Here is a 26728-nt window from a genome sequence, read left to right as displayed (position 1 = left end):
CTCGTCTTTCGCCGAGCGAGGCGTGGGGGTCCGACGCAGCCGCCGAGCCCCCGTCTGTCGTGCCCGTATCCGCATGGGTCACCGAGTGTCTTCCCGGCCGCCGCCCAGGGATCCGCTCGCAGCCTCGCGCCCCGTGAGTGCTGTGCTCAAGGCGCTGCGTCGCCGGATGCCCAACTTGCGGTAGCTGTGGGTCAAGTGGGTCTCTACAGTACGGCGGGCCAGATGCAGCAAGTCCGCGATCTCCGCGTTGGTGCGTCCCCCCGCAGCCAGTTCGGCGATGCGGCGCTCACTGTCGGTGAGCGAGGCGACACCGGTCCGTGTCGCCGGACGACGCGCGCCCCCCGCACGCAGTGCCTCCTCCGCCAGGCTCCGCAGCCGTACCGCGCCCAGGTGTTCGGCGAGTCCGGCCGCCTCCCGCAGGATGTCGCGGGCGCGGGACGACTCGCCCGCCGAAGTCAGCCGGCGGCCCAGAGCCACCAGTGCCGCCACCAGCTCCGGCCCCGCCGGGCCGCCGCGCAGCAGCCGCACCGCCTCCTGGGCCAGCTCCAGACCACGGCGCCCGCCGGTCGCGGTGCCGAGGACGCACAGTGCCCGCCCCACCGTGCGGGGCGTGTTCCACACGCGGGCCAGGCGCAGCTCCTCCTCGGCCAGGGCGAGCGCCTCCCGGGGGACGCCCAGGGCCAGATGGCACTCGGCGGCGGCCGTGCGCCACGGGGTGACCACCGGGCTGAGCACCTCCCGGGCCGACTGGCGGCGCCCGCACTCCAAAAAGTCGTGCAGGGCCCCCGCCAGGTCACCGTTCGCGGCGCGCAGCTTCCCGCGGGCGTAGAGAAATCGGTTCAGCTCCCAGGACTCCGGTGCCGCCCGCAAGTCGAAAGCATCGGCCAGGCGTTCCGCCTCGGCGACGCGGCCCGTCTCCACGAGTGCCGTCAGCGTGTGGGCATGGGCGTTGGTCGGTGCCGCGGCGGCCGGCGGCGGGTCGGCCAGGAGACGCGCGTAGTCGGCCCGTGCCCCGACGACGTCCATACGAGTGTTGAGCAGCGCCTCGTGCATGGGGTGCAGGACGTCGGGGCGCTGCCCGGCCAGACCGCGTTCCACCAGCCGTTCGGCCTCGTCGAGTTCATCGGCCCACTGGGCGATCGCGGCGGCCGTCCCCAGCAGGTACGGCTCGGAGAGCGGGTCGGCCGGTTCGGCCAGCAGACGGCGCAGGCGCAGCATCGCCTCGCTCGCCGAGCACCGGCCTGCCGCGACTGCGTATTTCAGCAGGAAGGCGTGACCGGCCGTGCCGATCGACTCCGGCGAGCGGTCGGCGACCTCGGCCAGCCGCTTGTGCGCCTTCTGCCGCACCAGTTGATCCTTGTCGGACAGCTGCAGGGACGCCTGGCACAGGATGCGCACCAGGTCGGGGCGGTCGGCGAGCGCGTCGTACTGAGAGCGCACCACCTCGACCCCCGCGCGGGCCAGGCCGCGACCGGTCAGCGCCGTCCCGAGGGCGACCGCGGCGCGCACCCGTTCCTGCGGCGGCCCCGGTAGGCGCAGTGCCTCGGTGAGCCTGAGGATCGCGGCCGAGGAGCCGGACATCGCGTACTCCAGGGAGCCCAGTTCAGTCAACAGGCGTTGCCTGCCCTCGCCGGAGAGGGGTTCGTCCAGAGCACGGCGCAGGAAGGCCACCGCGTCCTCGGTGTGCCCCGCACGCATCGCCAGTGCGGCGGCGTCCTGAAGCACCGGCAGCGCCCAGGGTGCGTCCACCGCGTCGGCGAGCAGCAACTGCCGGGCGACGAGATCGCTGGAGACACCGCGGTGCAGCATCGCCTCGGCGGTCTTCCGGTGCGCGGCGCGCCGCCGGGCCGCGAGCACACCGGTGAGCACCGCATCCCGCAGCAGGGGATGGGCGTAGCGGGCGCGGCCCGTGTCGTCGGGGCGCAGAAGTCCCAGGCCGGTCATCGCGGTGATCCAGCCCGCGACCCTGGCCGGGTCGGCGCCGGAGAGCTCGGCGAGGAGTGAGGGGACGTGGCGGGCGGAAAACCCCGCACCGGGGACGGGTCTGTGGTCCCAGCCCTCGTCCAGGACGGCCAGGGCCCGCGCCACCTCCGCGGTGCCCGGCCCGGCGCAATCCAGCCACCACTGCACGGCCGCCGGAAACGCTCCCGGGTACAGCGCGGCCGAGGTGTCCGGCACGGCCGGGTGGCCGCCGCCGGAGAGGTCGTCCAGCAGGGCGCGCAGCAGCAGCGGGTTGCCCGCGGTGGCTCGTACGCAGTCCTCGACCCAGGAGTCGTCGGCGTCCGGGAATGCCGAGCGGATCACTGCAGCAGCCGAGTTGTGGGACAGCGGAGTCAGGCTGTGGGTGGTGACCAGGGCGGGGGCGAGGCTGTGGGCGAGGCCCTGCGCGGGCGGGTCGATGTCGTACTGGCTGCGCTCGGTGGCCGCCAGGACGATCGGCAGCCGGTCCACGAGCCGGGCGGACTCCACCATTAAGCGGCGGGACGCCGGGTCGGCCAGGTGCACATCATCCACGGTGATCAGCAGCGGTGACTGCTCGGCGCATGAGCGCAGCACCCGCCACAGGCCGGCGACGATCGCCCGTTCATCGCCGTCCCATGCCAGATCGGTGAAGGCGGGTACGGAGCCGAGCAGTTGCTGGACCACGGCGAAGCGAATGGCGGAGTCGCCGGCGGAGCAGCGAGCGCGCAGCACCCGCATGCCGTGGGCGGCGGCGTCCTGGGCGGCGGCCTCCAGGACCGTGGTGCGTCCGGTGCCGGTGGCACCGCGCAGCAGGACCAGACGCCCGGTGCCCGCACCAGCACGCTCGGTCGCGGTGGCCAGCAGCCGTGCCGCTTCCTGTACTGCGCATGCCGGTCGTGACATCCCTGCCTCCTCGCGTGGACTTGAGCGTCCTCATCCACCAGGACGAGGTGCATCGGACATCGGTGCCGTGACCGGCACCGTGAGAAGCCCCACCGTGATCACGCATCTGTGCGAGGGAACCGGAATGTCGCTTACGCCATCACGTTCCCACTGTCGTGGTGTCGGCCGGCCGATCTCGTGGTCCGTGCCGTGGTGCTCCACGATTGCTCTGTTCACGAGCGTCACATGAGGCTGGACGCTGTCCGCCCGCCTCTGGCCCCACAGAAGTGGCGGGCTCGCGAACAGGAGTCAGGGTGCTCAACTCAATCCGGACGACACACGCCGGTACGGCAGGCGGCACCGCCGTGCCGCCGGCTCGGATACCCGTGGCGGTGCACGCCCCGGACCCGATCTCGCGGGAGGGAGCAATTGCCCAGCTGCGCCGCTGCCCGGAGCTGGACGTGCGGGACGAATCGGCCGCCGGCCCCGGCACGGTGGCGCTCCTCATCAGTGACACGCTGGACGAGGCCACCCTCACGCGGTTGCGCAAGGTGGGGCGCACAGGTGCCCGCACCGTCCTCGTGGTGGGCACGCTGTGCGAGAGCGACCTCCTCGATGTGATCGAGTGCGGCATCGCCGCCATCGTGTGGCGCCACGAGGCGGTCGCCTCCCGCCTGGAGCAGGCCGTGCGCGCCGCCGCCCGCGGTGACGGCGACCTGCCCGCGGACCTGCTCGGACGGCTCATCAACCAGGTGGGCTCCCTGCACCGCAGCGTCTCCGGGCGCCCTGGCGCGGCCGCCTCGGTGCTCACACCGCGCGAGGCGGATGTCTTGCGGCTGGTCGCCGAGGGCTTCGACACCGCGCAGATCGCGAGCAAGATGTCGTACTCCGAACGCACCGTCAAGAACATCATCCACGGGCTGACGGCACGGCTGCATCTGCGCAACCGTGCCCATGCCGTGGCCCATGCCGTCAGGGAGGGCTACATCTGAGCCGGGCCGGGGCAGAGCGTGGTGCCGCTTCGGGTGCCTGCTCCGCCCCGGGAGCCCCGTGTCCGTGCCCCCTATACACGGCCCCCTGGGCCCTGACAGGTGAACAAGGCAGTTCTTCGCGTTCCCGGCGCACCGGTGATCGACGTCCTCGGGCGGGCGGGGGAAACACCTACTGCGCCGTCACCGTAAGGGGCAGCCCGGACGAACCCTCCGTCATAGCCGTTCTCCGAGAAGAAAATTCCCCACGCCGGCAGGATGCGCTGCATTCTCCCGCTGTAGGGGTCGACAACGTATTCGGGCGTGGGGTTCACGCGTTGTTGGATGATGAACGGCCCGCCGACGCTGCGGCGCAGCAGTTCCGCCCACTCGCGCCTTTCGGTCTCCCAGCCCGCCACGACGCCGATACCCGAGAAACCTGCTCCCGGTTTGAGGATCAGCTCTTGCCGACGCTCGATCGAGAAGCTCATGATATCGACCCGTTCGCCGTCGAAGCGGGTCCAGCCTTCCCGCAGGTGCCGCGTCCACGGAACCATGCGATCGATCAGCTCTTGCTCTGTCCCGGAGAATGAATTCCGATGCCTGTGGTCAGACAACAGGGCCAACGTGGCCTTGTCGTTGAAAAGATGGCTCGTGGGCGGCGTGTGCAGGACGAGCTTACCTTGCTCATGCACGCGACACACCATGTCGTACGCCGCCCGTGCGCCAGAGTCATCGATCAAGTGATCGAGCATGAAATATCGCAGCATGAGATCGACCGGCCTGCCGTCGAGGTATATTCGGTCGTTCTTGTGTTTCAGTCGGCCGAGCTCTCCAAAGGCAAGTTGTATGCCGTATCTCGCCAGCGAGAGCTGAATGGATCTGAAACTGTCCGCCCAGCCCGCGATTCTCCCATCCGCCTCTACGGCGGCGATGACGGGCTCCCGGCCTTCCGACACCGTCGCGGCCGCATCGCGAAGGAGCTCGGCTCTCGCCGCCATGGTGTCGGTGTAATCGAGGCCGAACTCCCTTGCGAACCCGGCGAACGGCTCCGTCGCCATCAGAGCCCGCTGCACCTCGACCATGTCTGCGCCGCCGAGCCCGGTGTTCACGTTGAACTCGAGAAGTTTGAAGTTCGACCCTTCTCGATGCAGGTCAGCACGGCCGGACCGCGGAGGCTCGGCATGACGCGACCGGCTGATCAGCGCGGCGCACCGATCATCGATCCCGATCGCGGAGCAGTACTCACCGAGGTCGCCGCCGAACAACCGCTCGGGCAGGGACACGATGATGTCGAAAATGTTCCTGACGTCGGCACCCAGCGCGTCCATCGCCTTCCGGTCGGCAAAGAGCGGTCTGGGCAGAAGATCGTGCGCCTTCTGGAATGACGCCGGTATGCGGCTGGTCGACATCACCGACCGCAGTCGTTCGTCGGCGCGGCATCGCCTCAGATACTCGCTGGTGACCTGGTCTGCCGTCAGGTTCTCCACCGTCACGTTCACCCTCACTCAGCCGTGATGGACACGATGATCTCGCTCTTGACCTCAGCGAGCCGATCGACGACTTCGCGTGCGTCTCTGCCGCAGACGGTCGCGACCGCGATCGCGTCCGTCGATCGCCTGGGCCGCCCGACGAGGTCACCCGGCCGGTACGGCGTCGTGAGCTGAAGCAGCCAGTCGGCCTGCGGAAGCGCGTCGTACCCATGGAAGCGGCCGAGCGTCGGCGGGTACATCATGGACCAGCCCGTCGCCGGCTGATCCGTGCGCACGTGCTCGCTGCTGTCCGGGACGTTGCGGCCGATCTGCGGCAGGACGCAGGAGTAGAGCAGCGAAATGCCATGGCGATACCGGAACGCGGCTTCGATTCCAGCGCCCCCGGGGCGGCCGCCCAACTCGCAGAACACCGGCCGGCCGCGGTCGTCGAGGAAGGCCTCGAGGTGTGCGGCGCCGCTGAACCAGGGGATGCACCCGAGCACCGCGCGGTTGAACGCCAGGAGCAGTTGAAGATCCGGCCCGTCGTCGAGGGTGTGCGACCGGATCTGCCCGTTCAGCGGAAACGTCTCGTGCGAGTCCAGGTACTGCGAGACGGAGACGGCGACCGGCACGCCGTTGCCGACGGCGCTGTCGATATGGAACTGGCGGCCCGAAATGAACTCCTCCGCCTCGTACCGGTCCGTGCCCGCGAGCCCCTGCCGCTGCAGGGCGGCCAACTCGTTCTGGTCATGGACCATGTGCACGTCCGAGGACCCGGCACCGCGGACGGGCTTGATGACGATGCGGCCGAACTTGTCGAGCAGCTCTCGGGCCTGGATGGGTTCGGAGATCTCCGTGAACTCCGGAACCCGGATGCCGTGCGCCGAGAAGTGGCGCTTCATCGCGACCTTGTCGCGGAGCAGCAGCGTGTGCCGCGTTCCCATACCCGCAGCGCCGATGGCCTCGCGCAGAAGCGCCGCCGGCAGCAGCAGCCGCTCCTGGGTCGCCACCACCCAGTCGCATGCGAGGTCACCGGCCAGTGCGGGCAGCGACAGCGCGAGCTCGGCAGAGGCGTCGATGTCCACGGGGATGGAGCGGCTCACCTGCCCGGGAGCCAACCGGGCTATGTCGCGGGGGCGTGCAAGCAGGGTGATGTCGAATTCGTCCGGAGGGAAGAAGGGGCTGCCGTCATCGTGGCGGTAGGTGTCGTAACCGACATGGCTCAGAAGGGCCACCCGTTGACGAGTCACTGCTCCCCCGCCTTCACCGCGCGATGGACTTCGATGTCCGGCGCCTGTTCCGACGCCACCGGTCCGGCCTTGACGGCCAGGTGCGCCAGCCCGGATCCGACGGCGAGGAACACGGCCGCGAGGACCAGCAGCGCACCCGGCCCGAGTGTGTGGGCGACGAGACTGCCGGCCGCTGCCCCGGCGGCTCCGCCCAACGACATGAACGAACTGATCCACGCCAGGGTTTCCGCAGACATGTGCGCCGGGGACAGATCGCCGGCCGTCGCCCACAGGGCCACGAAACTGGGCCCCAGCGCGAAGCCCATGAACGCCGCCGCCACGACCAGGACCGCCGTCCAGGTGAGGCTGGCCGCCGCCACCAGGAGGGTCCCCAGGCACAGTACGGCCAGTGTGACCGGCAACGTGGCCTTGACCGACCATCTCGCCGGCAACGCTCCCAGGACGAGGCCGCCGGTCACGCTGCCCAACGACATACAGCTGAGGAGGACTCCGCTCATCAGCGGCGCATCGTGCTGCTGGGCCCAGGCGGGAAGGGCCAACTCGATGGCCCTGACCGCGAGGAAGAAGGACATCGCCGCCGCCATCATCCTGCGCAGTACATGGTTGCGGAGAGGGCCCAGCCAGTGGTGTTCCGCGGACTGTGCGGCCTTGGGCCGGTGCGGCAGTCCGCGCGAGAGCAGCAGAAGGGTGGCGATGATGCACAGCAGCGCGGAGGCGACCAGACCGGCCCACGGCGCCACGACCACCACAAGGAAGGCTGCGGCGGTCGGCCCCACGATGAACCCCAGGTCGGCCAGCATGGTGTCGAGAGACAGGACGGTGGTGCGCAGCGCGCCCGTGGTCATCTCGCGCCACATCAGCCGGGTCACGATCTGGATGGGGGGAGCCGACACCCCGGCGACGAACACGGCGAACAGTGTGGTGGCGAAGGGTCCGTGTGCGCGTTCGTTCAGAACCAGGACGGTCAGCGCGCACAGGTACGCCGCGAGCGCCGGCCCCATGCCCCGGGTGTAGCCGTGGCGGTCCATGAGCCTGCCCCGCAGCGGAAGGGTCGCTCCGGCCAGCGCGGACACCGAGACCACCACGGCCGCCTGACTGAGGCCCCGGTAGTGCGCGACCCCGAGCAGAAGCGCCAGCGACGACATCCCGGGCCTGAGCTTGCCCGCGGCAGCCGCCAGCAGAGAGGAGCCGAATTTCGGCAGAGAGAGGAGTTCCCGGTACGCAGCGAAGAACTTCATCGGGATCAGCGGACCGGTTCCGTCACCAACTGCACGGTGTCGCGGACCGCAGCCAGTCGCTGGAGCAGTGCCGGGTGGTCCGGCGCGGACACACTCACCTTGACCGGAACCGTCCGGATGCTGCCGGTCGTCGGCAGCGTGTCGCCCGCCTGGTAGCCCACCACCAGCTTGTCCACGCCGGGCAGCCGCTTCACCCGGTCGAGCCCACGGATCTCCACCAGACGACCGGCCGGCCCGTCGTGGCGAATGGCGTTGGCGCCGCTGAAGCCGTCGAACCTCACCGGCGTCGTCGCGATCTTCGGCACCTCGCCCAGCCGGCAGGCCAGAGTCTGGCGGTGCGGGTCGAGATCGCTGCGGGCGATCCACGCGTCGACCATGGGGTATGCGGGCAGACGGGCACCCAGTTCGATGAGGTAGGCGTCACCGGCGGACATCTTGATCTCGGTGTGGCTGGGGCCGATACGCACACCGAACGCGTCGAGCACCTGCCGCACGTAGTCGACGGCGGTCTGCCAGTCGGGGTCGTCCTGGGCTATCTGCGCCCAGTCCCAGTAGGGGAACGAGTAGTCGCGGTCGTCGGGTTGCCGGTACTCCCAGATGTCCACCACGTGGTGTGCGCCGTCGTACGAGAAGAGGTTCACGCCCAGCTCCCGGCCGCGCACGTACTGCTCGACCAGCCAGCCCTTGACCGGCCGTCCGAAGTGGTCGATCCGTGGGAGCGACGAGAGGTCCTCGGCGTCCTGGGGCCGGCTCAGCAGCCGGACGCCGTGCGACGAGCCCCCGGTCGTCGGCTTGACGAAGGCGGGAAAGCCCACGGCCTGCGCGGCACGGGCGATGTCGGCCACGTTGTCGACGAGCACGTACCGGGGGACGCGAACCCCCGCCCGGGCGGCGGTCTCCCGCATCACGTACTTGTCCCGGCGGGCGAGGGCGAGCCGCGCGCCGTTGCCGGGCAGACCAAGCTCTTCGGCGAGTGTGTCCGCCTTGTCCACGGCCACGTCGGAGGCCGGCACCACGGCGCGGATGTCGGCGCCCAGCTCGGCGAGTTGCGCCCGGATCTCGTCGAGCTCCGTCGCGTAGAGGCTGACCGTGTCGCCCACCGCGTGGTCGGGCCACCGGGTGTGGACGTGCTCGCGGGGCATCGTGTAGACAGAGATCACGGCCATCCTGCGCTCGGCCACCTGCGGTTTGTAACCCATGCTCGGCCCTACAGGGTCCATGAGGACGACAGCGGGTGTTCCGCTCAGCGGGCTGGTCATGATGCTCCTTGTGGCTTCTCGTGCAGTGCGGAGGGTCGGGGACGCTCGGCGACCCTCGCGACCGGGTTTCCCGCCGCCCGCGGCCGTCCCGGCCGGCGGCTTGCTCAGGCCCTTCGCGCAGGGCCGGGTCGGGTTGCTGCCTGCATCACCAGGCCCCCCGGGTGTGTGCATCCGGCCGCAGCGGTGCCGCGCCAGGCCGGTGTCGGCCACCGGACGGGCCGGGAGGCCGGCTCGGTGCCGCGGCGTGCCGGGAACCGCGGGGCAACCGCCGCGGTGGGCGCGGCAGTCGGCAGCCGGTGTCGCCGGCTCACATCGAGGCGCCCACCGCTTCCTCCGCGCCGTACTCGTGGGAGAAGTATCCGGTGGACGACTTCGTGCCCTCGTTCATGTGGGAGCCTTCCTGGACCTGGTACAGAGAGTTGAACTCCGCCGCGGCGATGGGGAGCCGCCACAAACCGGCCTCGCTGCGCACGGTCCTGGACGCACTTCCGCGCACGAGCTTGGCCGTCGGCTCGTTGTGCGCGGCGTGCGGACCGTAGTAGACGGGGAGGGCGTCGGCCGCGCGGTACGACGGGATGAAGACGCGGCGGTACATGTCCGAGAGGTTCTTCTCCGACGAGTGCAGAAGCAGGGGGTGGATGAACACCACCGATCCCGCGGACCCCTCGCAGTCGACGGTCGCCGAGTCATCCAGGCCCACGTCCGCCGGCGACGAGACCTTGCCCACGAAGTAGCCCTCCGACTCGTGGTCGAGGAGGCCGTGCCTGTGTGAACCGGGGACGACCCGCAGGCAGGCGTTCTCCCGGGTCGCGTCGTCGAGATAGATCAGCGTGGCGACCAGGTCGGTGTTCGTGTGGGGGTAGAACGCGAAGTCCTGGTGCCACTCGACGACGCTGCCCACACGCGGCGGCTTCACGTTGAGCTTCGAGTACTGCAGCACGATGTCGGGACCGATCAGCTGCTCAACCGCGTCGAGGAGCCGGGTGTCCTGCGCGATGTCTGCGAAGAGCTCGTCGCGCGAGGTCGGGGCCCAGATGCGGCGCGCCTTGGTGGAGTCCTCCGGCTCTGCCTCGGCCACACGGGCGAGGTCGGCGGAGGAGAGCAGGCCGTCGACGACGGATCGCGCCTTCTCGACCAGCTCGGTGTCGAATATCCCGTCAACGACACAGAACCCGTTCTCACGGTAGAAATTGACCTGACTTTGGCTGAGGACGCTGCCCATCTAGTAACCCTCCGCACCGTAGCCTTGTAGCTCCAGGAGATTCTTGCGCTCCAATTCGTACACGTCGTCCGCCATGTGCCGCAAGCCATGTCCGGCCACCCGAAGAGGCAGTTGGGCCACTCAAAGTGCACTCTTCTGCCGGGCTTCTGCCGGGCTTCTGCCGCTGGCATTTGTGCACTTCTTGGTTAGTGTCTTCACTTGCACCGCTCCCCTCCGCCAGAAGGTAACGGAGTAAAAACCATGAGTTTGCCGACGCCTAGATCGATCGTGCTCGGCGGGATCGGCGCCGATGCTCATTCGGTCGGTCTCACCCTGCTGAAGCACGCCATCAGCGCGGCAGGCCATGCAGTCCACTTCATGGGCACGCAGAACAACCTGGACGATTTTTTCAGGAACGCCGCCGACGCGGATGTCGTGATGATCTCGTGTATGGACGGCCATCTGCGCCACTACCTGAAGAGGTTCCCGGACCTGAGGCTCAGGTACCCCGACATCGATGCCATCTGGTATGCCGGTGGAAACCTCGACGTGGGCAGTTCCGAACGGATACGCGGTGAAGCGTACCGCCTGGGCTTTCGGCGGGTTTTCCCGACCTACGTCGATATTCCGACCATTCTCTCGGTCCTGGACGAGGACCTCTTGACCAGGCGTCCCGCAGTGCGCGGCAGACCCTCCGCCCGCCCCTGGCCCGCCCAGCCGGGCACGGCGCCGCCGGACCAGCGGCTCACCGCGGCCGAGTTGCAACAGCAGCGACCCGAGGTGCTGGAATCCTGGCCGACCGGTGCGCGGGCGCGGGACCTGGCGGACAACGCGGCGTTTCTCCTGCGGCAGCAGCCGTCGTTCGCGCGTGCGCACTTGCCTCGGCCCCGCGCGGAGCGACCGTTTCTGGTGCAGCCACGCTCCGGCGTGGCGCTCGCCGGCGAGCAGCGCACGGCCTTCGTGGCCCTGCGGCGGGCCGGCGCAGACGTGCTGTCGTACCAGATCGATTCACTGACCAGGAACAACGACTATCAGAAGGCCGGAGAAGCGATTGCGGAGAGCCGGGAACGCGGCAGCTCCACGCTCAATGGTTTTCCCATGGTGAACCACGGAGTCGACGTTCTCCGGCAGTTGGCCGCAGAGGTACGGACGCCGCTGCAGACCCGTCACAGCACACGTGACCCACGACTCCTCGCCGAGATTTCGTGTGCCGGTGGCACCACCGGCTTCGAGGGTGGCGCGATTACGTACAACATTCCTTACTTCAAGGACTACTCACTGGCGCAGTCGCTCCGCAGGTGGCAGTACGTCGACCGGCTGGTCGGCCTGTACCGTGAGAAGTTCGGTGTGGTTGTCGATCGTGAATTTTTCGGCACCCTCACCGCGGTCCTGATACCGCCGAGTCTGGCGATCGTCGTCAACGTGATCGAGGCAATGCTCGCGGCCAGTCAGGGCGTAGGATCGGTGTCACTCGGTTACGCCGAACAAGGCAATCGATCCCAGGACATCGCGGCGATCAGGGTCCTGCACGAACTGGGCCAGAAGTATCTGGCCAACCTGGGATATCCAGGAATTCAGGTCAACACCGTGTTCCACCAGCACATGGCGGCGTTTCCGCAGGACCGGGCGCGGGCGACGCAGTTGATCGTGGCCTCGGCCGCCACCGGCCGGCTGTCCGGGGCCTCCCGGCTGATCGTCAAGACGCCGGTCGAAGCGACCACGATCCCGTCGGTGTCCGACAACGAGGAGGGACTGCACCTGAGCCGGCTCGGCGCGGTGGAGGCGGACGGCATCGAGGTGGACGAGCGGACGGTACGCGAGGAGGCCACCGTCCTGCGGGAAGAGGTGGACCAGATCCTGGAGAGTGTCCTGGTGGCCGGCGACGGCAGCCTCACGGAGGGCGTGGTGAAGGCGTTCGCGCTCGGTTACCTGGACGTTCCCTTCTCACCCAGCGTCCACAACCGTGGCGAGGTGCTGACGGCTCGGGACGTCCAGGGCGCGGTGCGCTATCTGAACACCGGCCGGCTCAGGTTCAGCGCCGATGTGATCGACTTCCATCGGAGCCGGATGAGCGAACGCCGCAGGACCGAGCAGCCACCGGTGCGCAGCGACTGGCAACTCGTCGAACGTGATGTGCTGCGCCTGCCGTCGGGACACTATCGAAGGTGGCCGCTCGACGCGTGAGGGACATGCACTCACGCCATTGCCAGGCAACAGTCACCGACCCGGTACTGCTTTCCGATCGAAATCTCGCGCAGGTATGTGTCAGACGTGACCTGACCTCATCACAGAAATGGACAGTCAAGATGGCGAAGGAATTCACGATCCCGGAGTTCACGATCCCCGGCGCGGCGGCCTCGGCGCTGCTGGCGCGGGATATAGCCGTGGACACTCCCCTGGACGGCTGGCCGACGGAGGCGTTCCGGACGAGCAGCGCGGAGATCCGGGCGCTGGGTGACCAGATCCTGGCAGCGATTCGCGGGGACGCGGGCGGTGCCGTCGTGCGGATCGCCCCGGAAGGACTGAGCGACCACGACATCTGCACCCTTTACTGGAACTTCTTCACAGCGATCTTCCGGCCGGTCCCGCAGTACAGTTCCGGCGAACTCATCTACCCCGTCGAGGTGAAGGCCGGAGCCGCGGAGACCAGCCACTACTCCAATTCCAACAAAGCGGGCAACTATCACACCGACGGCACCTTGCTGCCGCAGCTGCCCGACGTCGCCTTCCTGTTCGGTCTGTCCGCGGCGACGGGTGGGGAGACGCTGCTGATGGACGTCGACGGCCTGGTCGAGCAGCTGACCCGGATCGACCCGGAACACGTCGCCGAACTGAGCCGGCCCGTGCCCTTCGATGTCAAGGACCAGATGGCGGGCATCAAGATCAAACGGCAGCCCGTGCTGACGCCCACAGCCAACGGCTACGAGCTGCGTTACGTCCGCATGTACATCGAGCAGGCCTTCGCGACCGAGGGCGCACCAGTGCCGCCGGAGCTCGTCGCGGCCATGGACGCATTCGACAAGGTCTCGTCCGCTGCGGCGGCGGACGCGCAGGCCGTGCTGCTCGAACGTGGCGTCGGCCTGCTGTGGGACAACCGGCGGATGCTGCACGGCCGCCGGCCGTTCGAAGAAGCCACCTCCAGCCGCAGGTTGCGCCGCATCTACGGCGTACAGGACGAGGGGCGGGCCAGTTAGGCCGCGGCAGGTTCACGCGCCGCACGAGCCCCCATCGCGCCGTCACGTCGAAGGAGAAAGCACCCCATGTCACGTACAGTCGACCTCTCGCACGCGCTGGAACCGGGCATGCCGCACGCGCGCACGGTCCCGCCGCCCGAGTTCACGCCCGCCAGCACATGGGCGGAACACCGGATGCGGGTCATGCGACTCAACATGCCGACCCACATTGGCACCCACGTGGACGCCCCGTCGCACTTCGTCGAGGACGGCGCCACGCTCGACCAGGTGCCGCCCTCGGCGCTGGTCGGCCGGGCGTACTGCCTCGAGATACTGCGGGACGGCCCCACTCCGATCACGGCGGCCGACCTGAAGGCCGCCGATGACCTCGAACCCGGTGACGCCCTGCTGATCCGCACCGGCTGGGACGACCGCTACGCCGAACCGGCCTACGTGGACAGGCATCCGTACCTCGCGGTCGACGCGGCCGAGTGGGTCGTGGCCAAGGGACTCCGATTGATCGGCATGGACACGATCAGTCCTGACCTGCCGATGAGCATGCGCCCGCCGAACTTCCCCTACGACGTGCACCGCACGCTGCTGGCGGCCGGCACGCTGATCGCGGAGAACCTCGTGCTGCGCGAGATCTCCGACCGCTGGTGCACGCTGTTCCTCGGCGTGCTCAACCTCCACGGCGGCGACGGCGCGCCGGCCCGGGTGCTGGCCGTGCTGGGCTGACGGGCGGGTCCGGCCGGTCGCTCGCGGGGCAACCGGTCCTGGGGCCGAGGGCGTCACCGGCTGTAGCCGGGTGCGGCTGACCGCACCCGGCCTTTCGTTCCGGACCCCGTGCACGCCGTCTGCTCATGCGGCCTGCGCACGCACGGCACTCACGCAGGTCCGAATGATGTCCAGGCCCTCGTCCAGGTCGTCGTCGCCGATGGTCAGCGCAGGCATCAGCTTCACCACGTCGCCCCGTGCGCCGGAGGTCTCCACAAGGAGCCCGCGTTCGAACGCCTCCGCACAGACCTGGTGCGCCAGTCCCGGGACGCGCAACCGCAGCCCGATCGCGAGACCGCGGCCGCGGACGTCGAGATCCGGGTCGGCCCCGGCCAGTTCGGTCAAAGCTTCGAGGACTCGGCTGCCCCGGACCCGAGTGGAATCCTCCAGTGCCGCGTCGCTCCAGTACGAGTGCAGTGCCTGCGCCCCGGTCACGAACGAAGAGCTCACACCGCGGAACGTTCCGCTGTGGTCACCCGGCTTCCACACGTCCAGATCCGGCCGGACGAGCGTCAGCGCCAGCGCCAGACCGTAACCGCCGATGGACTTGGACAGGCAGACCATGTCCGGCACGATCTGCGCGTCCTCGAAGCTGAAGAAGGGCCCGGTCCGGCCGCAACCCATCTGCACGTCGTCCGCGATGAGCAGTACGTCGTGCCGGCGGCAGACCTCGGCGAGATCGCGCAGCCACTGCGTGCCGGCCGTGTTGAGCCCCCCCTCGCCCTGCACGGTCTCCACGACCACGGCGGCGGGCCGGTCGAACCCGCTGCCCGCGTCGGACAACAGCCGGTCCAGGTAGCGCGGTCCCGACTCGACGTCGTCCAGATATCCCGCGTACGGCAGCGGATTCACATGGGTCAGCGGCACTCCGGCCGCGGCACGCTTGGTCGCGTTGCCGCTGATCGCCAGCGCTCCCAGGGTCATCCCGTGAAAGGAGTTGGTGAAGCTCACCACCGTCTGCCGACCGGTCACCCGGCGGGCCAGCTTCAGTGCCGCCTCCACCGCGTTGGCACCGCCGGGCCCGGGGAACACCACCTTGTATTCCAGTCCCCGCGGGACGAGCACCAGGTCCTGCAGCGCTTGCAGGAAGTCACGCTTCGCCACGGTGAACATGTCCAGCGCGTGCGATACACCGTTCCGCTGGATGTAGTCCAGCAACACCTGTTTGAGCACCGGGTTGTTGTGCCCGTAGTTGAGGGCGCCCGCACCGGCGAAGAAGTCGAGGTAGGCGGTGCCGTCCTCGGCGTACAGCCGACTGCCTTCGGCCCGGTCGAACACGACCGGCCACAGGCGGCTGTACCTGCGCACCTCGGACTCCAGCGTGGTGAAAATCGTCATCTCGCATTCCCCTTCCCGAGCGCACATCCGCCTTGGCCCACCTGTAACGAGCATGAGGCAAAAGGCTGGGAGATGGTTTGAGGACTCGGTGCCGCTTGGCCCCTTACCCTGCCAATTGGTACACGGCAGAGTCCCTTGCCGCAAGGAATTCCTCACTGCCCGGAGAGGCAGTTGAGCCCCTCAATGTGCTTCTTTCTGCCGGGTTTCTGCCGCTGTCAGACGTGCGGTTCTCGGCTAGTGTCGACGCAGCGCATTTTCCATACTTCTCTGCTTGAGGTGTTCAATGTCAGAGACATCGCCGATGGCCGCCGAGGACGGGCAGTCGTCCACAGTCGAAGTTCTGGACTGCACGCTCCGCGACGGCAGCTACGCCGTGGACTTCAATTTCACCGAGGGTACGATCAGGAGCGTCCTGGCCGGTCTTGAGGGATCGGGTGTCCGGTTCGTCGAGCTGGGTCATGGAATGGGCCTCAACGCCGCCGTGTGCACGCCTCATCCCACCCGTGTCTCCGACGCACGGTGCTTCGCCATCGCGTCCGAGACGCTGACGCACGCGAGTTGGGGAATGTTCTGCATCCCGGGAATCGCCGAGCTGGATCACCTCAGACAGGCCGTGGCCGCCGGCATGCGGTTCGTCCGGGTCGGAGTGGACATCACCGACGTCGCACCGGCCGAGGCTTTCATCGCCCTCGCCAAGGACCTCGGCATCACGACGTTCGCCAACCTCATGAAGACGAACGTGCTCGGCACCGACGGTGTCACGGACGCGGTCCGGCAGTGCGCGGAGTACGGCGCTGACACCGTCTACCTCGTCGACTCGGTGGGTGGTTACCTGCCGTCGGACGTCACCGAGCTGTTCGAGAAGGTCGGCCGGTCGGTGGCGATTCCGCTGGGCTTCCACGGGCACGACAACCTGAGCCTGGCCAACGCCAACTCGCTCGCCGCAGCGATGAGCGGGGCGCAGTTCGTCGACACGACGCTCGACGGCATCGGCCGCGGAGCCGGCAACACCGTCACGGAGACGTTCGCAGCGACCCTGCATGCCCAGGGCCGGCGCGGCACCTACGACTTCCGGGCTCTGGCGGAGCTGAGCGAGTCCGTCATCCGCCCGCTGGAGCGACTGCACGACGACCGCACGTACCAGCTCGTCGGCGGGATCACTCGCACACACTCCAGCTTCTTCCCGCTGATCAGCAGGTGCGCGAAGACCGCGAACGTCGACGTCTTCGAGCTGATGGCCGCGGTCGCCGACATCGACCGGGTCCGCCCCGCGGAAGACATGGTGCTGAAAGCCGCCAACGCCATGGCCGCGCGCTAGCCGCCGTCGCCGCGGGCGTCGGCGACACCGCCCCCTGACCATTCGTACGCATGGCCCGAGAAGAGCTTCCGTGGAACCCAAAGACCAAGTGATCCTGCTGATCGACCCCACCAGGACCGGCAACGGACGGGAGTACGAGACCGCCGTACGCGAGCTCGGTTTCGAGGTGCTCTCGCTGTTCACGGGTCTCTCCGCAGTCGCGAGCCGGCAGGCCGATCTCGACGACGAGATGTCGCTCCGGGTCAGCGACGCGGACGACGCCGTCCGGCAGATTCGTTCGGCCGGGTTCGACGTGCGTGCCGTCGTCCCCGCCAATGGTTCGAGCCTCCACGTGGCCGACGAGATCGCGGCGCGGCTCGGGTTGCCCGGAAACGACCCCGCTCTGGGCTGGGCCCGGCGCAACAAGGCGGAAATGCGGGTCAGGGCCGCGCAGACGGGACTGCGCGTGCCGGAGTTCCGGCTGGTCCACTCGCCCCGAGAAGTGGCACAGGCAGCAGGGGACATCGGATTTCCCGTCATCGTGAAGCAGACGATGGGAACGGGTTCCTACGGCGTTTCGGTGGTCAGTGACGCTGCGGCGCTGGGCGAGGCGGACAAGGTGTGGACGGTGGACCGGCTCGGTCAGCCGGTCACCGAATGGCTGGTGGAGCGCTACATACGCGGGCGCGAGTACGCGGTGAACTTCCTCAGCGCTGACGGCGAGCACCGCCTGATCGACATCTGGGAGTACCGGCGGCCCGACGACCGCGACTACGACTTCCCCCTGTGGGACATCATCCAGATCGATGGCGCACATCCCGACCATGGCCGGGTGGAACGGTTCTGCCGGCAGGTGCTCGACGCGTTCGGCATCCGTCAGGGACCTGGCCACATCGAGGTCAAGTGCGACGCGGACGACGTCTACCTGATCGAGCTCGCGGCCCGGTTCTCGGGCGGCCCCGCGGTTCCGATGTGGGCGAGACACTCCGACCTCCGGCCGTTCCGCGACGCCGTGGAATGCTTCCTCGGCCGCCGTCCGAAGATGATCGACGGGGATCACGGGTTCAGGGCCGTGCTGGGCTCGGTCGTCCTTCGCAACGACGACGCGCCCGGCACGCTGGTGGCCGTGCATGGGCTGGACGAGCTGAACGCCCTGCCCGGCGTCGCCGACGTGCTCGTGGAGTTCCGGCCGGGGGACCACGTGCCGGTCACTCACCACAGCATGTGCATTCCGGTCAGCGCCTCGGTCCACGGCCCGGACCGGGAGACCGTGCTGCGCACCATGGCCGTCGCGCGGCAGACGGTCAGGCTGGAGATCGCACCCGACCCCGCCGGCCTGACCACGGCGGCACCGGGCACCGTCGCCGCGGGCTGAGGGCGTCCGGGCGCGTGGGTCGGCGCAGGGACCCGGATCGCTTGCCGAGCCCGTGCACAGGGTTGGTCCCGGCCGGAGCGACGTCGGCCCGGCTCGACGAGTGGCGGTCCGCCGGACCGTGGCCCGGGCGGGGCCTGCGGAAACCGCCGCTCGTGCTCTCACCGGGCCGATCGGAAGGACAAGCTGGGGCTCGGCCTCGGGATCGGACCCCGGTGCGCTGGCCGGGCGTTGAGCGCCGGCACCCCGCACGGTGGCGGATGCCGGCGGCGTCGACACCCATGGAGCTGCATGCCGCCGCCGACCGGCCGGCGGCGGGCAGCGGCGGTTCGGACCCGCTCGGCCAGGTGTTACTCGGCGGACCTGAGCCTGACGGTGTTGCGGAGGTCACCGACGCCTTCGACACGGGCTTCCACCGTGTCGCCGTCGTGGATGACGCCGGCGCCGGGGGTTCCCGTGGCGATCACGCTTCCGGCTTCGAGGACCATGCTGCCGGAGAAGTAGCCGACCTGCCAATAGGGGTCGTACATCATCGCGGACACCTGGTTGGACGCGATCGTCCTCCCGTTGACGACGGTGGAGATCCGCACGGCGGAGAGGTCGGGGATCTCGTCCGGGGTGACGACCCAGGGGCCGAGGCTGCAGAAGGTGTCGAAGGCCTTCGCCCAGGGGATGTGGCGGGCGTTGACCCGGATCGCGTCCTCGGCGGTCATGTCCAGGACCGTGGTGTAGCCGAAGATGACGGACGAGGCGTTCTCCGGCGCGACGTCGCGGCAGGTGGTTCCGATGACCACGCCGAGCTCGGCCTCGGCGGTGACGCGCTGCGACTGGCCGGGGAGCAGGATGTCGTCGCCGTACCCGATCACCGTGGAGGACGGGCGCAGATAGGAGCCGGGAGCGTCGGTCGGCTGCCGTACGCCTAGGTCGTCGGCGTGGCGCAGGTAGTTCAGGCCCACACCCCACAGCTTGGGCGGACACCGGTACAGCGGCCCGAATACCGGCTCGGCCTCCATGACCGGCACGCTGGGGCCGGAAAGGGGGGCGACGGTGGCCGCGAGCGCGACGGCCTCGCCCTTCTGGATGATGTCCAGCATGGTGGGGCCGTAGCTGGTTCCTGCGGTCGCGTTGATGAGGCTCAGCGCGGCGACACCGCCGGGCACCGATAGGCCGACGTCCTCACCGGTCTCGGTCTGGAGAGTGCAGAGTCGCACTGTTACGTCCTTCCTGGTCGTGCGCAGATCACGCGGCTGCGTTCTGCTCGGCCATCGCCTTCTCCCCGGCGATGCTGACGATGTTGAGTGCCCTGAACATCGCCACGTCGTGGTGGTCGACGCGGCGCAGGACACCGAGGATGAGAAGGTGGTAGATGTCGTCGGCGCATTCCGCAGCCGTCAGACCTGTCTTGTCCGCCACCTCGGGTATCGACCAGTAACCGTCCGCCTCGGGAGACGTCCTGTGCGACATGGTCGACAGCAGGTCACGCTGCCGGGTGCTCAGGGTGGCGATGATGTGGTGGACCGAGGCGTAGGCCTCCGGCTGCCGGCGGCCGGCGGGGGGGCGTCGCGCCACGGTGAGCGGCTCAGTGGTGAGTTGGTGGGCGAGCTGCCGCAGGGAGTAGACCAAGCTCCAGTGGGCAGCGGATTCGAGAGCAGCGGGAAGGCCGTCGAGTGCGCGGCAGATCCGGGCGACGTCCGCGAGGATATGGGCGTCGGGACGGAAGGCCGGCTGGATTCGTTTCAACTGGGCGAGCAACAGCGCCACAGAAGCCACTTCCTCCAGGTCCGCAGGTTCGGTGTGGGACGGGGGCACCGGAAGCGGCGCGAGGGGGAAGAGGGTGTCGAAGGGCATGCCGGCGGGGTTCCTCGTCGTGACCAGGATCCGCAAACGGGGGCATGCGGCCACGAGATCGGCTGTGATGTCCGCCGGCTCGTCCTCCGGTCGGGCACCGTCGAGGACGAGGAGGCCGTTCGACTCCCCGATGGTGTCGGCGAGGCGCCGGCGGCTGTCGGATCCGGAGTGCACCAACTCGCGCAGCCATGTGGGTTGCTCCGGACGCCCCACCGGCACCCTTCCGCTTCGGAGCGGGTCGCCGTCGAGGGGAAGCCAGAAGATCGTCGAGTGCTCGGCTGCCTCCAGTGCGTGCGCCACCTCCAGCGCGAGCCGTGTCTTGCCGACGCCCTCGATCCCGGTGATCGTGATCAGGCGGTGGTGCCCGGCGCCGAGCATCGTCGTCAGCGCCGCCAGCTCCTGCTCCCGCCCGATGAACGGGCCGCTCACGGCCGGCTCGGCCGCCCTCGCCAGGAAGCCGGGCGAATGGTCGTGTGCCAGCCGGTTCATCTGGAAGGCGCTGAGGCCGAGGGCGTCGGCGAGAAGACGCAGGGAGTCCGCCCTGGGTTGCCGTACCCTGCCGTTCTCCAGGTCGCGTATCGCTCGAATGCTGAGGGTGCTGGAGCGCGCCAGCTGCTCCTGGGACAGTCCTACCTGGAGCCGCAGGTCGCGGAGTCGCCGGCCGAAGGGCGCGGCCCCCGCCCCGCCGCCGTCGGCCCAGCCCTCACGGAATCCGATCGGGATATTCCGCTTGATCGACTCGCCGGCGGCGCTCGGTTCGCGGCGCAGGGTCATCGGCGTCTCCCGCCCCGAAGGCCGAGTGGAGATCCGGCCGATTCCCGACACCGATGGTGTTTCCATGGCACATGCTCCTCGGGGGCCGCGCCAGCGGCCCCGGATCGGTGTACGGGGCCGCTGGCGCGGCCCCGTACAGGTCTCAGTGGTGCGGATCGGTTTCAGGGGCGCAGCAGGTTGAACATCTCGGCCCGGAGCGCGGCGTCCTCGCCGAAGGCCCCGCGGTAGGCGGTCGAGGTCATCTGGGCGGCCGCCTTGATGCCGCGCATCGTCATGCACAAGTGCTCGCCCTTGGCGATGACGGCCACGTCCTTCGAGCCGCTGAGCACGGCGACGTCCTCGGCGATCTCGGACACCAGCCGCTCCTGCACCTGGAGCTTGTGCGCGTGCCGATGGGCGATCCGGGCGAACTTCGACAGGCCCAGCAGCTGCTCGGCCGGCCGGTAGGCGATCATCACCGAGCAGTTGAACGGCAACAGGTGGTGCTCGCAGAGGGACCAGACCTGGATGTCCGAGACGACCACCAACTGCTGGGTCCCGATCGACTCGAACAGGGTGCCGATCGAACCCGGTTCGTAGTTGATGAATTCGCGCCACCAGCGGGCGAAGCGCGTCGGCGTATCGCGCAGCCCATCGCGGTCGGGATCCTCCCCGATCTCTTTCAGGAGTTGCCGGGCGAGTGCGACCAGTGGATCCTCCTCACGCGGCTCCTCCGAGTCGACGTCGCCCTCCTGCACCCACGTCGTCACAGACATTCAGGCACCTTTCCAGTCCGACCGGCACGGCCGTTGCTCGATTGCGATGAACGGGCGGCCGGTCTGCCCGGCCGGCCTGCGTTTCAGGGCCGGTACTCAGCCCACGTCTTGGGGGTTTCGGAGATCCGCACGGATGTCAGCTCCGGGAACTCCTTCGACCAGCGCTCGTAGAGCCACACCGCCAGGTTCTCGGCGGTGGGGTTGGTGTCCACCACCTCGTTGAGGTGGCGGTGGTCGAGCGTCTGGTCGAGCCACGACTTGAAGGGGACCAACTCGCCGTAGTCACGGACGAACCCCGTCGGTGTCAGCGCCGTCAGGTCGGCGCTCAACTCCAGCTCAACGACGTAGTTGTGGCCGTGCAGCCGGGCACACTGGTGTCCCTCGGCCAGGCCGGAAAGTTGATGGCTGGCCGAGAACTCGAACCTTTTCGTGATCCGCAGCGTCATGTCTCCGATTCGTCCTTATCGTTTGGTTCGGCCACGCGTTCAGACACCTCGCGTGTCGCCCCACACCAACGTGTGCAGGCGTGTTGTGAGATTCCAGCCTCGTGCGATCACCGCGTCGGCCAGTTCGGCCAGGTGCCGGCCCACCTCGGCACCTGTCTGCCCCTTCGGCATGATCCAGACCGAGCCCAGACCGAACTCCTCGACCAGTCCGGCCACCTCGTCCAGGTCGGCGGTGTTACGGCAGACGAACTTGAACGTGGTGCCTTCCGTCACCGCCAGGCTCTTCAACGCGTGCGGAACGATCCGCCGATCGGCCGGATCGCCCGAGTGAGCGAGTTTCGGCGAGACGTTGAAGCGCACTCCGGCGGCTACCAGGGCCGGGTCCGCGGCGTGCGTGCCGTTGGTCTCGATCTCGATCTCCAGACCACGTGCCGTGAGCAACTCGACCAGCGGTACCAGCCGGTTCTGCTGCCCGAGCGGCTCGCCGCCGGAGACGACGATCAGCCCGACACCGAACGCGAGGAGTTCCTCGGCCACCTCGCTGACCGGACGGCGGTGCAACTCCTTGCGAGGGTCGTACGCGACCCCGGAGTCGCCCGCCCCGGTCCAGTCCCACGTGTAGGGCGTGTCGCACCACGTACACGACAGGTTGCAGCCGCCGAGTCGCAGGAACGCGCACCGGCGCCCCATGGACCGGCCCTCACCCTGGACGGTGGGGCCGAAGATCTCGTTGACTACCAGCTCCGGTTCCACACGGCACCGCCTCCTTCCCTATCGAGTCCACCGGTGAGGCGGCCGGCACCGGTCACCGCGGGGTCCACGCTTCGCGGTAGACCGTCGGGTCCGTGATGCCCAGATCCGCGAACGCCCCGCGTCGCTCCACACACGCCGCACACGCACCGCAGTGCATGTCCTCGCCACGGAAGCACGTCCACGTCCGGTCCCAGGGCACGCCGAGCTTCTCGCCGAGCAGGACGACTCCCGTCTTCGGCAGTTCGATCAGCGGAGCGAGCAGGTCCACCTCGGGCGCGAGCGAACCCTTGGTCGCCACCCGCTCCATCGCGAGGAACAGCCGCAGGAACTCCAAGGAAGTGTCGGACGGGCCGACGTCCTCGGCCATGACGCCGAACGCAACGGCATCCGCCTGCACGGTGACCGCCAGGGCGAAGGCCACCGACAGCAGCACGGCGTTCCGGTTCGGCACGATGTTCGGATTCCCGCCGACCGGCCGGTCCGGGCGGGGGACGGCCACGGACGGATCCGTCAGCGACGATCCGCGCATGACGCTCCGCAGCGAGCGCAGATCGACCTGCTCGTACGGGGCACCGAGCCGTTCCGCGGCAGCGGCAGCGAACTCCAGTTCCCTGCGGTGGCGTTGGCCGTAGTCGACGGCCAGAACGTGAAGGTCGTGGCCCTCGGCGGCGAGGTGGTGCGCCATGGTGACCGAGTCGATCCCGCCGGACACCACCGTAACGATTCTGCTCATGGCTCACCCCACCGGGACGGAGTCGGGCGAGACGCCGAGCTTCTCGAGGACCGTCCGCCGCGCGTACGCCGGCGGCAGTCCCCGGCCCCCACCGACCGGAGCGGCCAACGGCTCGATCAGAGTGTCGGGGTCGGTCTCGAAGAAGAAGACCAGCGACAGGAGTTCCTCATCCGGAGCCGCCGGGCTGGGCGGCAGCACACGGTGCTTCAGCGCCCGCCAGCGCCCATCGGTCCACTGCTCCATCAGGTCACCGAGATTGACGACGAGCGAGTCCGGGCTGTACGACGGTGAGAACCAGCCGTCCTCCTCGTTCCACGCCTGCAACCCGCCGACACCGGGCTGACGGCTCAGCAACGTGACGGTGCCGAGGTCGGTGTGCGGCCCGTTGCGGAACTGGCCGCGAGCGACCTTCTCGATGCTCGCATAGGACGGGTACCAGCTGGCGTTCTGCGTCCACGTCGCCCTCTGCGCGCGCGAGGTGAAGAAGTCCTCCGGCAGCCCCAGTGTGACAGCGAGCACCTCGTTGACCGCCTGCACCACCCGCACCATGTGCGTGGTGTACGCCTCCGCGGCCGTCCGCAACTCCGGCAGCTCGACCGGCCAGCGGTTCGCCGGATAGTTGTACCGGTCCCGCTGCTCGTCGCCGGTACGGTGACCCGGCCCCACGTAGAACGACTCGTGCAGATCCGGCGCGCTCGGGGCCTCCTCGCCCTCGCGCACCGGCACCCCGACTCCGCCGGGGGGATGCATCTCGAGCCACCCGCCCTCGTATGCGGCCTCGATGGCGTACTGGTCCTTGACCTCCTTGCGCAGAACGAAGAACCGCTTGGCGGCGATCCGGAACGCGTCGGTCACGGCCTGCGGGACACCGTGCCCGGACACGAGGAACATTCCGGTGCTGCGCAGCGCGGCGTCCAGCTCCGCGGAGATCGGGGCGCGGTCGGCGTCGGACGCCCTGCGCCATGCCTCGAGGTCGACTTCGGGAATTCTGCCTGGCACAGCCGTGACCTCTCATTTGCTCCGTGCGAGTACCGAGCCCACGCACGTACGGATGATGTCGAGACCTTCGTCCAGGTCGTCGTCGCTGATGGTCAGCGGGGGCAGCAGCTTCGCCACGTCACCGGCCGCACCGGACGTCTCCATCAGCAGGCCGTTCTCGAAGGCCGCGACGCAGACCGCGCGCGCCGCGCCGGGTGCCGCGAACCGCAGCCCGGCGGCGAACCCACGGCCCCGGACCTCCAGGTCCGCCTCGGGGTGCTCGGCGGCAAGGGCGCCCAGCGCCGCCGCGATCCGCTCCCCCCGCTCGCGGGTGGACTTCTCCAGCGTCCCGTCACTCCAGTACGACCGCAGTGCCTGCGCTCCGGTTACGAAGGCCGGATTGACACCGCGGAACGTCCCGTTGTGGTCGCCCGGCTTCCAGACATCCAGTTCCGGCCGGATGAGCGTGAGCGCCAGAGGAAGGCCGAACCCTCCGATGGACTTGGACAGACACACGATGTCGGGGGTGATGCCGGCGTCCTCGAAGCTGAAGAACGGTCCTGTGCGGCCGCAGCCCATCTGGACGTCGTCCACGATGAGCAACACCTCGTGCCGTTCGCACACCCCGGCGAGATCGCGCAGCCAGTCCGCACCGGCGCCCCTCAATCCGCCCTCGCCCTGAACGGTCTCCACGATGACGGCGGCGGGCCGGTCCAGGCCGCTGCCCCCGTCGGACAACAGCCGGTCGAGATAGCGGGGGCCGGCGTCGCCGATGCCCGGGTAGCCGTCGAAGGGCATCGCGGTCGTCAAGGTCAGACTCACGCCGGCGGCCGCACGCTTCGCCGCGTTGCCGCTGACCGCGAGGGTCCCCAGGGTCATCCCGTGGAAGGAGTTGGTGAAGCTCACCACCGTCTGCCGTCCGGTGACCCGACGGGCGAGCTTCAGAGCCGCCTCGACCGCATTCGCACCGCCCGGACCGGGGAATACCACCTTGTACGGCAGCCCGCGCGGCGTCAGGACGACGTCCCGGAAGGTCTCGAGGAAGTCCCGTTTCGCCACGGTGCACATGTCTAGGGCGTGCGAGATCCCGTTCCGGGCAATGTAGTCCAGCAGGGCCTGCTTGAGGAAGGCGTCGTTGTGACCGTAGTTGAGCGCACCCGCACCGGCGAAGAAGTCAAGGTAGGGCCGACCGTCCTCGGAGAACAGCCGGCTGCCCTCCGCCCGGTCGAACACGACCGGCCACAGCCGGCTGTAGCTGCGGACCTCGGACTCGAGGTCGGCGAAGATCGTCATGTCGCCGTCCGTGCCTGGACCACGAACCAGTGCCGGTCGAGCCGGACACCACGGTCGCTGCCGGCCGCGGCCACATAGCGCTCGAACGGAACCCGGTCCGCCACCGTGTCGTAGTCCTCGAAGATCGGCACCTGGCGCAGGAACCTGTCGAGTTCGACCGGCGAGTGGTAGAACTCCTCGGTCCGGAAGGACTGTTGCAGCTCCACCACGAAGCCCGCCCCGGTGAGCTCCTCGACCACCTCGTCCATCACCGGCCTGCCGTCCCAGCGGCCGTAGAGCTGGCCCCGGCCGAAACTCTCCTTCAGCTCGCGAGCGTCCGTCTCGCCGATGCCCATGTAGAGCAGATGACCGCCGGTCCTGAGCACCCTGCGGAACTCTCCCGGGAACAACGGTCCGCGTCGGGACGTGAGCACGTCGGCCTCCCCGTCAGGAAGGCCGGTGCGGGAGGCATCGCGCCGCTCGAACCTGACGTTGACCAGTCCCGCCTCCTCACGCCTGCGCTCGGCGGACCTCAGCATCGACGCCGACAGGTCGATGCCGAGCACGCTGCCGAACGCCGGCGCGACCCTCAGCAGACTGCGTCCGTCGGCGCAGCCGACGTCGACCAGCCGGCCGTCGGAACCGCACAGGCCCCTCGCCAGCTCGTCGAACGCGGCCTCTGGGTCACCGTCCGGAAAGACGTCGGTACGCAGCCCCCCGCTGGTGTATTCGCCGAACTCGTCGGCGACCCGCGAGTAGAAATCCGGGTTCATCATCACCTACCTTGGTCTGATCGGTTCCGCGGAGTTATTGCGCGGAATCCGTTCGGCACGTGGGCCGTATTGCGCCCGGCCGTCTGTGCGGAAATACCGGGTCGAAGCTTTTTCGGCCTCGCGCTGTTATTTCCCTGCAGCGATTCTTGCTCGGACCGGGATCGCCAACAATGTCCGTCCGTACAGAACTCTCGGGCAAGGATGGGT

The 26728-nt window shown here is 68.9% G+C and carries 22 protein-coding genes; 6 read left to right on the top strand and 16 right to left on the bottom strand.

Going from position 1 to position 26728, the window contains the following annotated elements; translation table 11 throughout:
• Positions 1-78 precede the first annotated feature (78 nt).
• A complete protein-coding gene (locus tag AC5WRT_RS29610) occupies positions 79-2865 on the bottom strand; it encodes an AAA family ATPase (protein ID WP_496100788.1) in 2787 nt (928 codons plus the stop codon).
• Positions 2866-3158: 293 nt separating this feature from the next.
• On the opposite strand from AC5WRT_RS29610, the gene AC5WRT_RS29605 reads away from it, so the two are divergent.
• Positions 3159-3836 carry a response regulator transcription factor gene (locus tag AC5WRT_RS29605; RefSeq protein WP_496097171.1) on the top strand — a complete coding sequence of 226 codons (678 nt, stop codon included), beginning with the start codon at positions 3159-3161 and terminating at the stop codon, positions 3834-3836.
• A gap of 71 nt (positions 3837-3907) precedes the next feature.
• Here AC5WRT_RS29605 and AC5WRT_RS29600 read toward each other — a convergent pair whose 3' ends face one another.
• The 5 genes from AC5WRT_RS29600 to AC5WRT_RS29580 form a co-directional block, all read right to left on the bottom strand.
• Positions 3908-5308, bottom strand: coding sequence for a hypothetical protein (locus AC5WRT_RS29600; RefSeq protein ID WP_496097172.1), 1401 nt, complete (start codon positions 5306-5308; stop codon positions 3908-3910).
• A gap of 8 nt (positions 5309-5316) precedes the next feature.
• Positions 5317-6534, bottom strand: a complete 1218-nt coding sequence (locus AC5WRT_RS29595) for an ATP-grasp domain-containing protein (protein WP_496097173.1) — start codon at positions 6532-6534, stop codon at positions 5317-5319.
• Positions 6531-7772 (bottom strand): MFS transporter, encoded by a 1242-nt coding sequence (locus AC5WRT_RS29590; protein ID WP_496097174.1) that lies wholly within the window; start codon positions 7770-7772, stop codon positions 6531-6533. Before AC5WRT_RS29590 ends, AC5WRT_RS29595 begins: the two co-directional genes overlap by 4 nt.
• Before the next feature lie 5 nt (positions 7773-7777).
• A complete protein-coding gene (locus tag AC5WRT_RS29585) occupies positions 7778-9031 on the bottom strand; it encodes an ATP-grasp domain-containing protein (protein WP_496097175.1) in 1254 nt (417 codons plus the stop codon).
• Between the two features lie 307 nt (positions 9032-9338).
• The gene (locus tag AC5WRT_RS29580) at positions 9339-10253 is read right to left on the bottom strand and encodes a phytanoyl-CoA dioxygenase family protein (protein ID WP_496100787.1); all 915 of its coding nucleotides are present in this window, start codon (positions 10251-10253) and stop codon (positions 9339-9341) included.
• Between the two features lie 240 nt (positions 10254-10493).
• Here AC5WRT_RS29580 and AC5WRT_RS29575 point away from each other — a divergent pair, with 240 nt between their 5' ends.
• The 3 genes from AC5WRT_RS29575 (at position 10494) to AC5WRT_RS29565 (ending at position 14143) form a co-directional block, all read left to right on the top strand.
• Positions 10494-12416, top strand: a complete 1923-nt coding sequence (locus AC5WRT_RS29575; protein ID WP_496097177.1) for a methylaspartate mutase subunit E — start codon at positions 10494-10496, stop codon at positions 12414-12416.
• A gap of 5 nt (positions 12417-12421) precedes the next feature.
• Positions 12422-13426, top strand: a complete 1005-nt coding sequence (locus AC5WRT_RS29570) for a TauD/TfdA family dioxygenase (RefSeq protein WP_496097225.1) — start codon at positions 12422-12424, stop codon at positions 13424-13426.
• A gap of 66 nt (positions 13427-13492) precedes the next feature.
• The gene (locus tag AC5WRT_RS29565; protein WP_496100786.1) at positions 13493-14143 is read left to right on the top strand and encodes a cyclase family protein; all 651 of its coding nucleotides are present in this window, start codon (positions 13493-13495) and stop codon (positions 14141-14143) included.
• Positions 14144-14266: 123 nt separating this feature from the next.
• Here AC5WRT_RS29565 and ectB (AC5WRT_RS29560) read toward each other — a convergent pair whose 3' ends face one another.
• Positions 14267-15520, bottom strand: a complete 1254-nt coding sequence (ectB, locus tag AC5WRT_RS29560; RefSeq protein ID WP_496100785.1) for a diaminobutyrate--2-oxoglutarate transaminase — start codon at positions 15518-15520, stop codon at positions 14267-14269.
• 283 nt (positions 15521-15803) lie between these two features.
• Here ectB (AC5WRT_RS29560) and AC5WRT_RS29555 point away from each other — a divergent pair, with 283 nt between their 5' ends.
• Positions 15804-16838 (top strand): hydroxymethylglutaryl-CoA lyase-like TIM-barrel protein, encoded by a 1035-nt coding sequence (locus tag AC5WRT_RS29555; RefSeq protein WP_496100784.1) that lies wholly within the window; start codon positions 15804-15806, stop codon positions 16836-16838.
• 70 nt (positions 16839-16908) lie between these two features.
• The gene (locus tag AC5WRT_RS29550) at positions 16909-18192 is read left to right on the top strand and encodes an ATP-grasp domain-containing protein (RefSeq protein WP_496097181.1); all 1284 of its coding nucleotides are present in this window, start codon (positions 16909-16911) and stop codon (positions 18190-18192) included.
• Between the two features lie 347 nt (positions 18193-18539).
• Here the strand turns inward: AC5WRT_RS29550 and AC5WRT_RS29545 are convergent, their stop codons facing one another.
• The 9 genes from AC5WRT_RS29545 to AC5WRT_RS29505 form a co-directional block, all read right to left on the bottom strand.
• The gene (locus AC5WRT_RS29545) at positions 18540-19400 is read right to left on the bottom strand and encodes a fumarylacetoacetate hydrolase family protein (protein ID WP_496100783.1); all 861 of its coding nucleotides are present in this window, start codon (positions 19398-19400) and stop codon (positions 18540-18542) included.
• A 28-nt stretch (positions 19401-19428) separates the two neighbouring features.
• Complete coding sequence (locus AC5WRT_RS29540) at positions 19429-20877, bottom strand: helix-turn-helix domain-containing protein (protein WP_496097183.1); 1449 nt, start codon at positions 20875-20877, stop codon at positions 19429-19431.
• Positions 20878-20972: 95 nt separating this feature from the next.
• Entirely contained in the window at positions 20973-21566 is a 594-nt protein-coding gene (folE, locus tag AC5WRT_RS29535; RefSeq protein WP_496100782.1) for a GTP cyclohydrolase I, read from the bottom strand.
• Positions 21567-21649: 83 nt separating this feature from the next.
• Entirely contained in the window at positions 21650-22012 is a 363-nt protein-coding gene (locus tag AC5WRT_RS29530) for a 6-pyruvoyl trahydropterin synthase family protein (protein ID WP_496097185.1), read from the bottom strand.
• A gap of 39 nt (positions 22013-22051) precedes the next feature.
• On the bottom strand, positions 22052-22765 hold the full coding sequence (locus AC5WRT_RS29525; RefSeq protein ID WP_496097186.1) for a 7-carboxy-7-deazaguanine synthase QueE: 714 nt from the start codon (positions 22763-22765) through the stop codon (positions 22052-22054).
• A 52-nt stretch (positions 22766-22817) separates the two neighbouring features.
• Positions 22818-23498 carry a 7-cyano-7-deazaguanine synthase gene (locus AC5WRT_RS29520; protein ID WP_496097187.1) on the bottom strand — a complete coding sequence of 227 codons (681 nt, stop codon included), beginning with the start codon at positions 23496-23498 and terminating at the stop codon, positions 22818-22820.
• A gap of 3 nt (positions 23499-23501) precedes the next feature.
• Positions 23502-24497: an isopenicillin N synthase family dioxygenase gene (locus AC5WRT_RS29515; RefSeq protein WP_496097188.1), complete on the bottom strand. Its 996-nt coding sequence runs from the start codon at positions 24495-24497 to the stop codon at positions 23502-23504.
• A gap of 12 nt (positions 24498-24509) precedes the next feature.
• On the bottom strand, positions 24510-25769 hold the full coding sequence (ectB, locus tag AC5WRT_RS29510) for a diaminobutyrate--2-oxoglutarate transaminase (protein ID WP_496100781.1): 1260 nt from the start codon (positions 25767-25769) through the stop codon (positions 24510-24512).
• Positions 25766-26524 carry a class I SAM-dependent methyltransferase gene (locus AC5WRT_RS29505; RefSeq protein WP_496097190.1) on the bottom strand — a complete coding sequence of 253 codons (759 nt, stop codon included), beginning with the start codon at positions 26522-26524 and terminating at the stop codon, positions 25766-25768. Before AC5WRT_RS29505 ends, ectB (AC5WRT_RS29510) begins: the two co-directional genes overlap by 4 nt.
• Positions 26525-26728 lie beyond the last annotated feature (204 nt).

It is taken from the genome of Streptomyces sp. NTD91, assembly GCF_059510455.1.
This window is presented reverse-complemented; position numbering and strand designations above follow the sequence as displayed.

Bases quoted from the DNA above. Each gene is read 5' to 3' on its own strand.
- AC5WRT_RS29610 (WP_496100788.1), bottom strand. From the start codon at position 2,865: ATGTCACGACCGGCATGCGCAGTACAGGAAGCGGCACGGCTGCTGGCC.
- AC5WRT_RS29590 (WP_496097174.1), bottom strand. From the start codon at position 7,772: ATGAAGTTCTTCGCTGCGTACCGGGAACTCCTCTCTCTGCCGAAATTC.
- AC5WRT_RS29585 (WP_496097175.1), bottom strand. From the start codon at position 9,031: ATGACCAGCCCGCTGAGCGGAACACCCGCTGTCGTCCTCATGGACCCT.
- AC5WRT_RS29580 (WP_496100787.1), bottom strand. From the start codon at position 10,253: ATGGGCAGCGTCCTCAGCCAAAGTCAGGTCAATTTCTACCGTGAGAAC.
- AC5WRT_RS29575 (WP_496097177.1), top strand. From the start codon at position 10,494: ATGAGTTTGCCGACGCCTAGATCGATCGTGCTCGGCGGGATCGGCGCC.
- AC5WRT_RS29570 (WP_496097225.1), top strand. From the start codon at position 12,422: ATGCACTCACGCCATTGCCAGGCAACAGTCACCGACCCGGTACTGCTT.
- AC5WRT_RS29565 (WP_496100786.1), top strand. From the start codon at position 13,493: ATGTCACGTACAGTCGACCTCTCGCACGCGCTGGAACCGGGCATGCCG.
- ectB (WP_496100785.1), bottom strand. From the start codon at position 15,520: ATGACGATTTTCACCACGCTGGAGTCCGAGGTGCGCAGGTACAGCCGC.
- AC5WRT_RS29555 (WP_496100784.1), top strand. From the start codon at position 15,804: ATGTCAGAGACATCGCCGATGGCCGCCGAGGACGGGCAGTCGTCCACA.
- AC5WRT_RS29540 (WP_496097183.1), bottom strand. From the start codon at position 20,877: ATGGAAACACCATCGGTGTCGGGAATCGGCCGGATCTCCACTCGGCCT.
- folE (WP_496100782.1), bottom strand. From the start codon at position 21,566: ATGTCTGTGACGACGTGGGTGCAGGAGGGCGACGTCGACTCGGAGGAG.
- AC5WRT_RS29530 (WP_496097185.1), bottom strand. From the start codon at position 22,012: ATGACGCTGCGGATCACGAAAAGGTTCGAGTTCTCGGCCAGCCATCAA.
- AC5WRT_RS29520 (WP_496097187.1), bottom strand. From the start codon at position 23,498: ATGAGCAGAATCGTTACGGTGGTGTCCGGCGGGATCGACTCGGTCACC.
- ectB (WP_496100781.1), bottom strand. From the start codon at position 25,769: ATGACGATCTTCGCCGACCTCGAGTCCGAGGTCCGCAGCTACAGCCGG.
- AC5WRT_RS29505 (WP_496097190.1), bottom strand. From the start codon at position 26,524: ATGATGAACCCGGATTTCTACTCGCGGGTCGCCGACGAGTTCGGCGAA.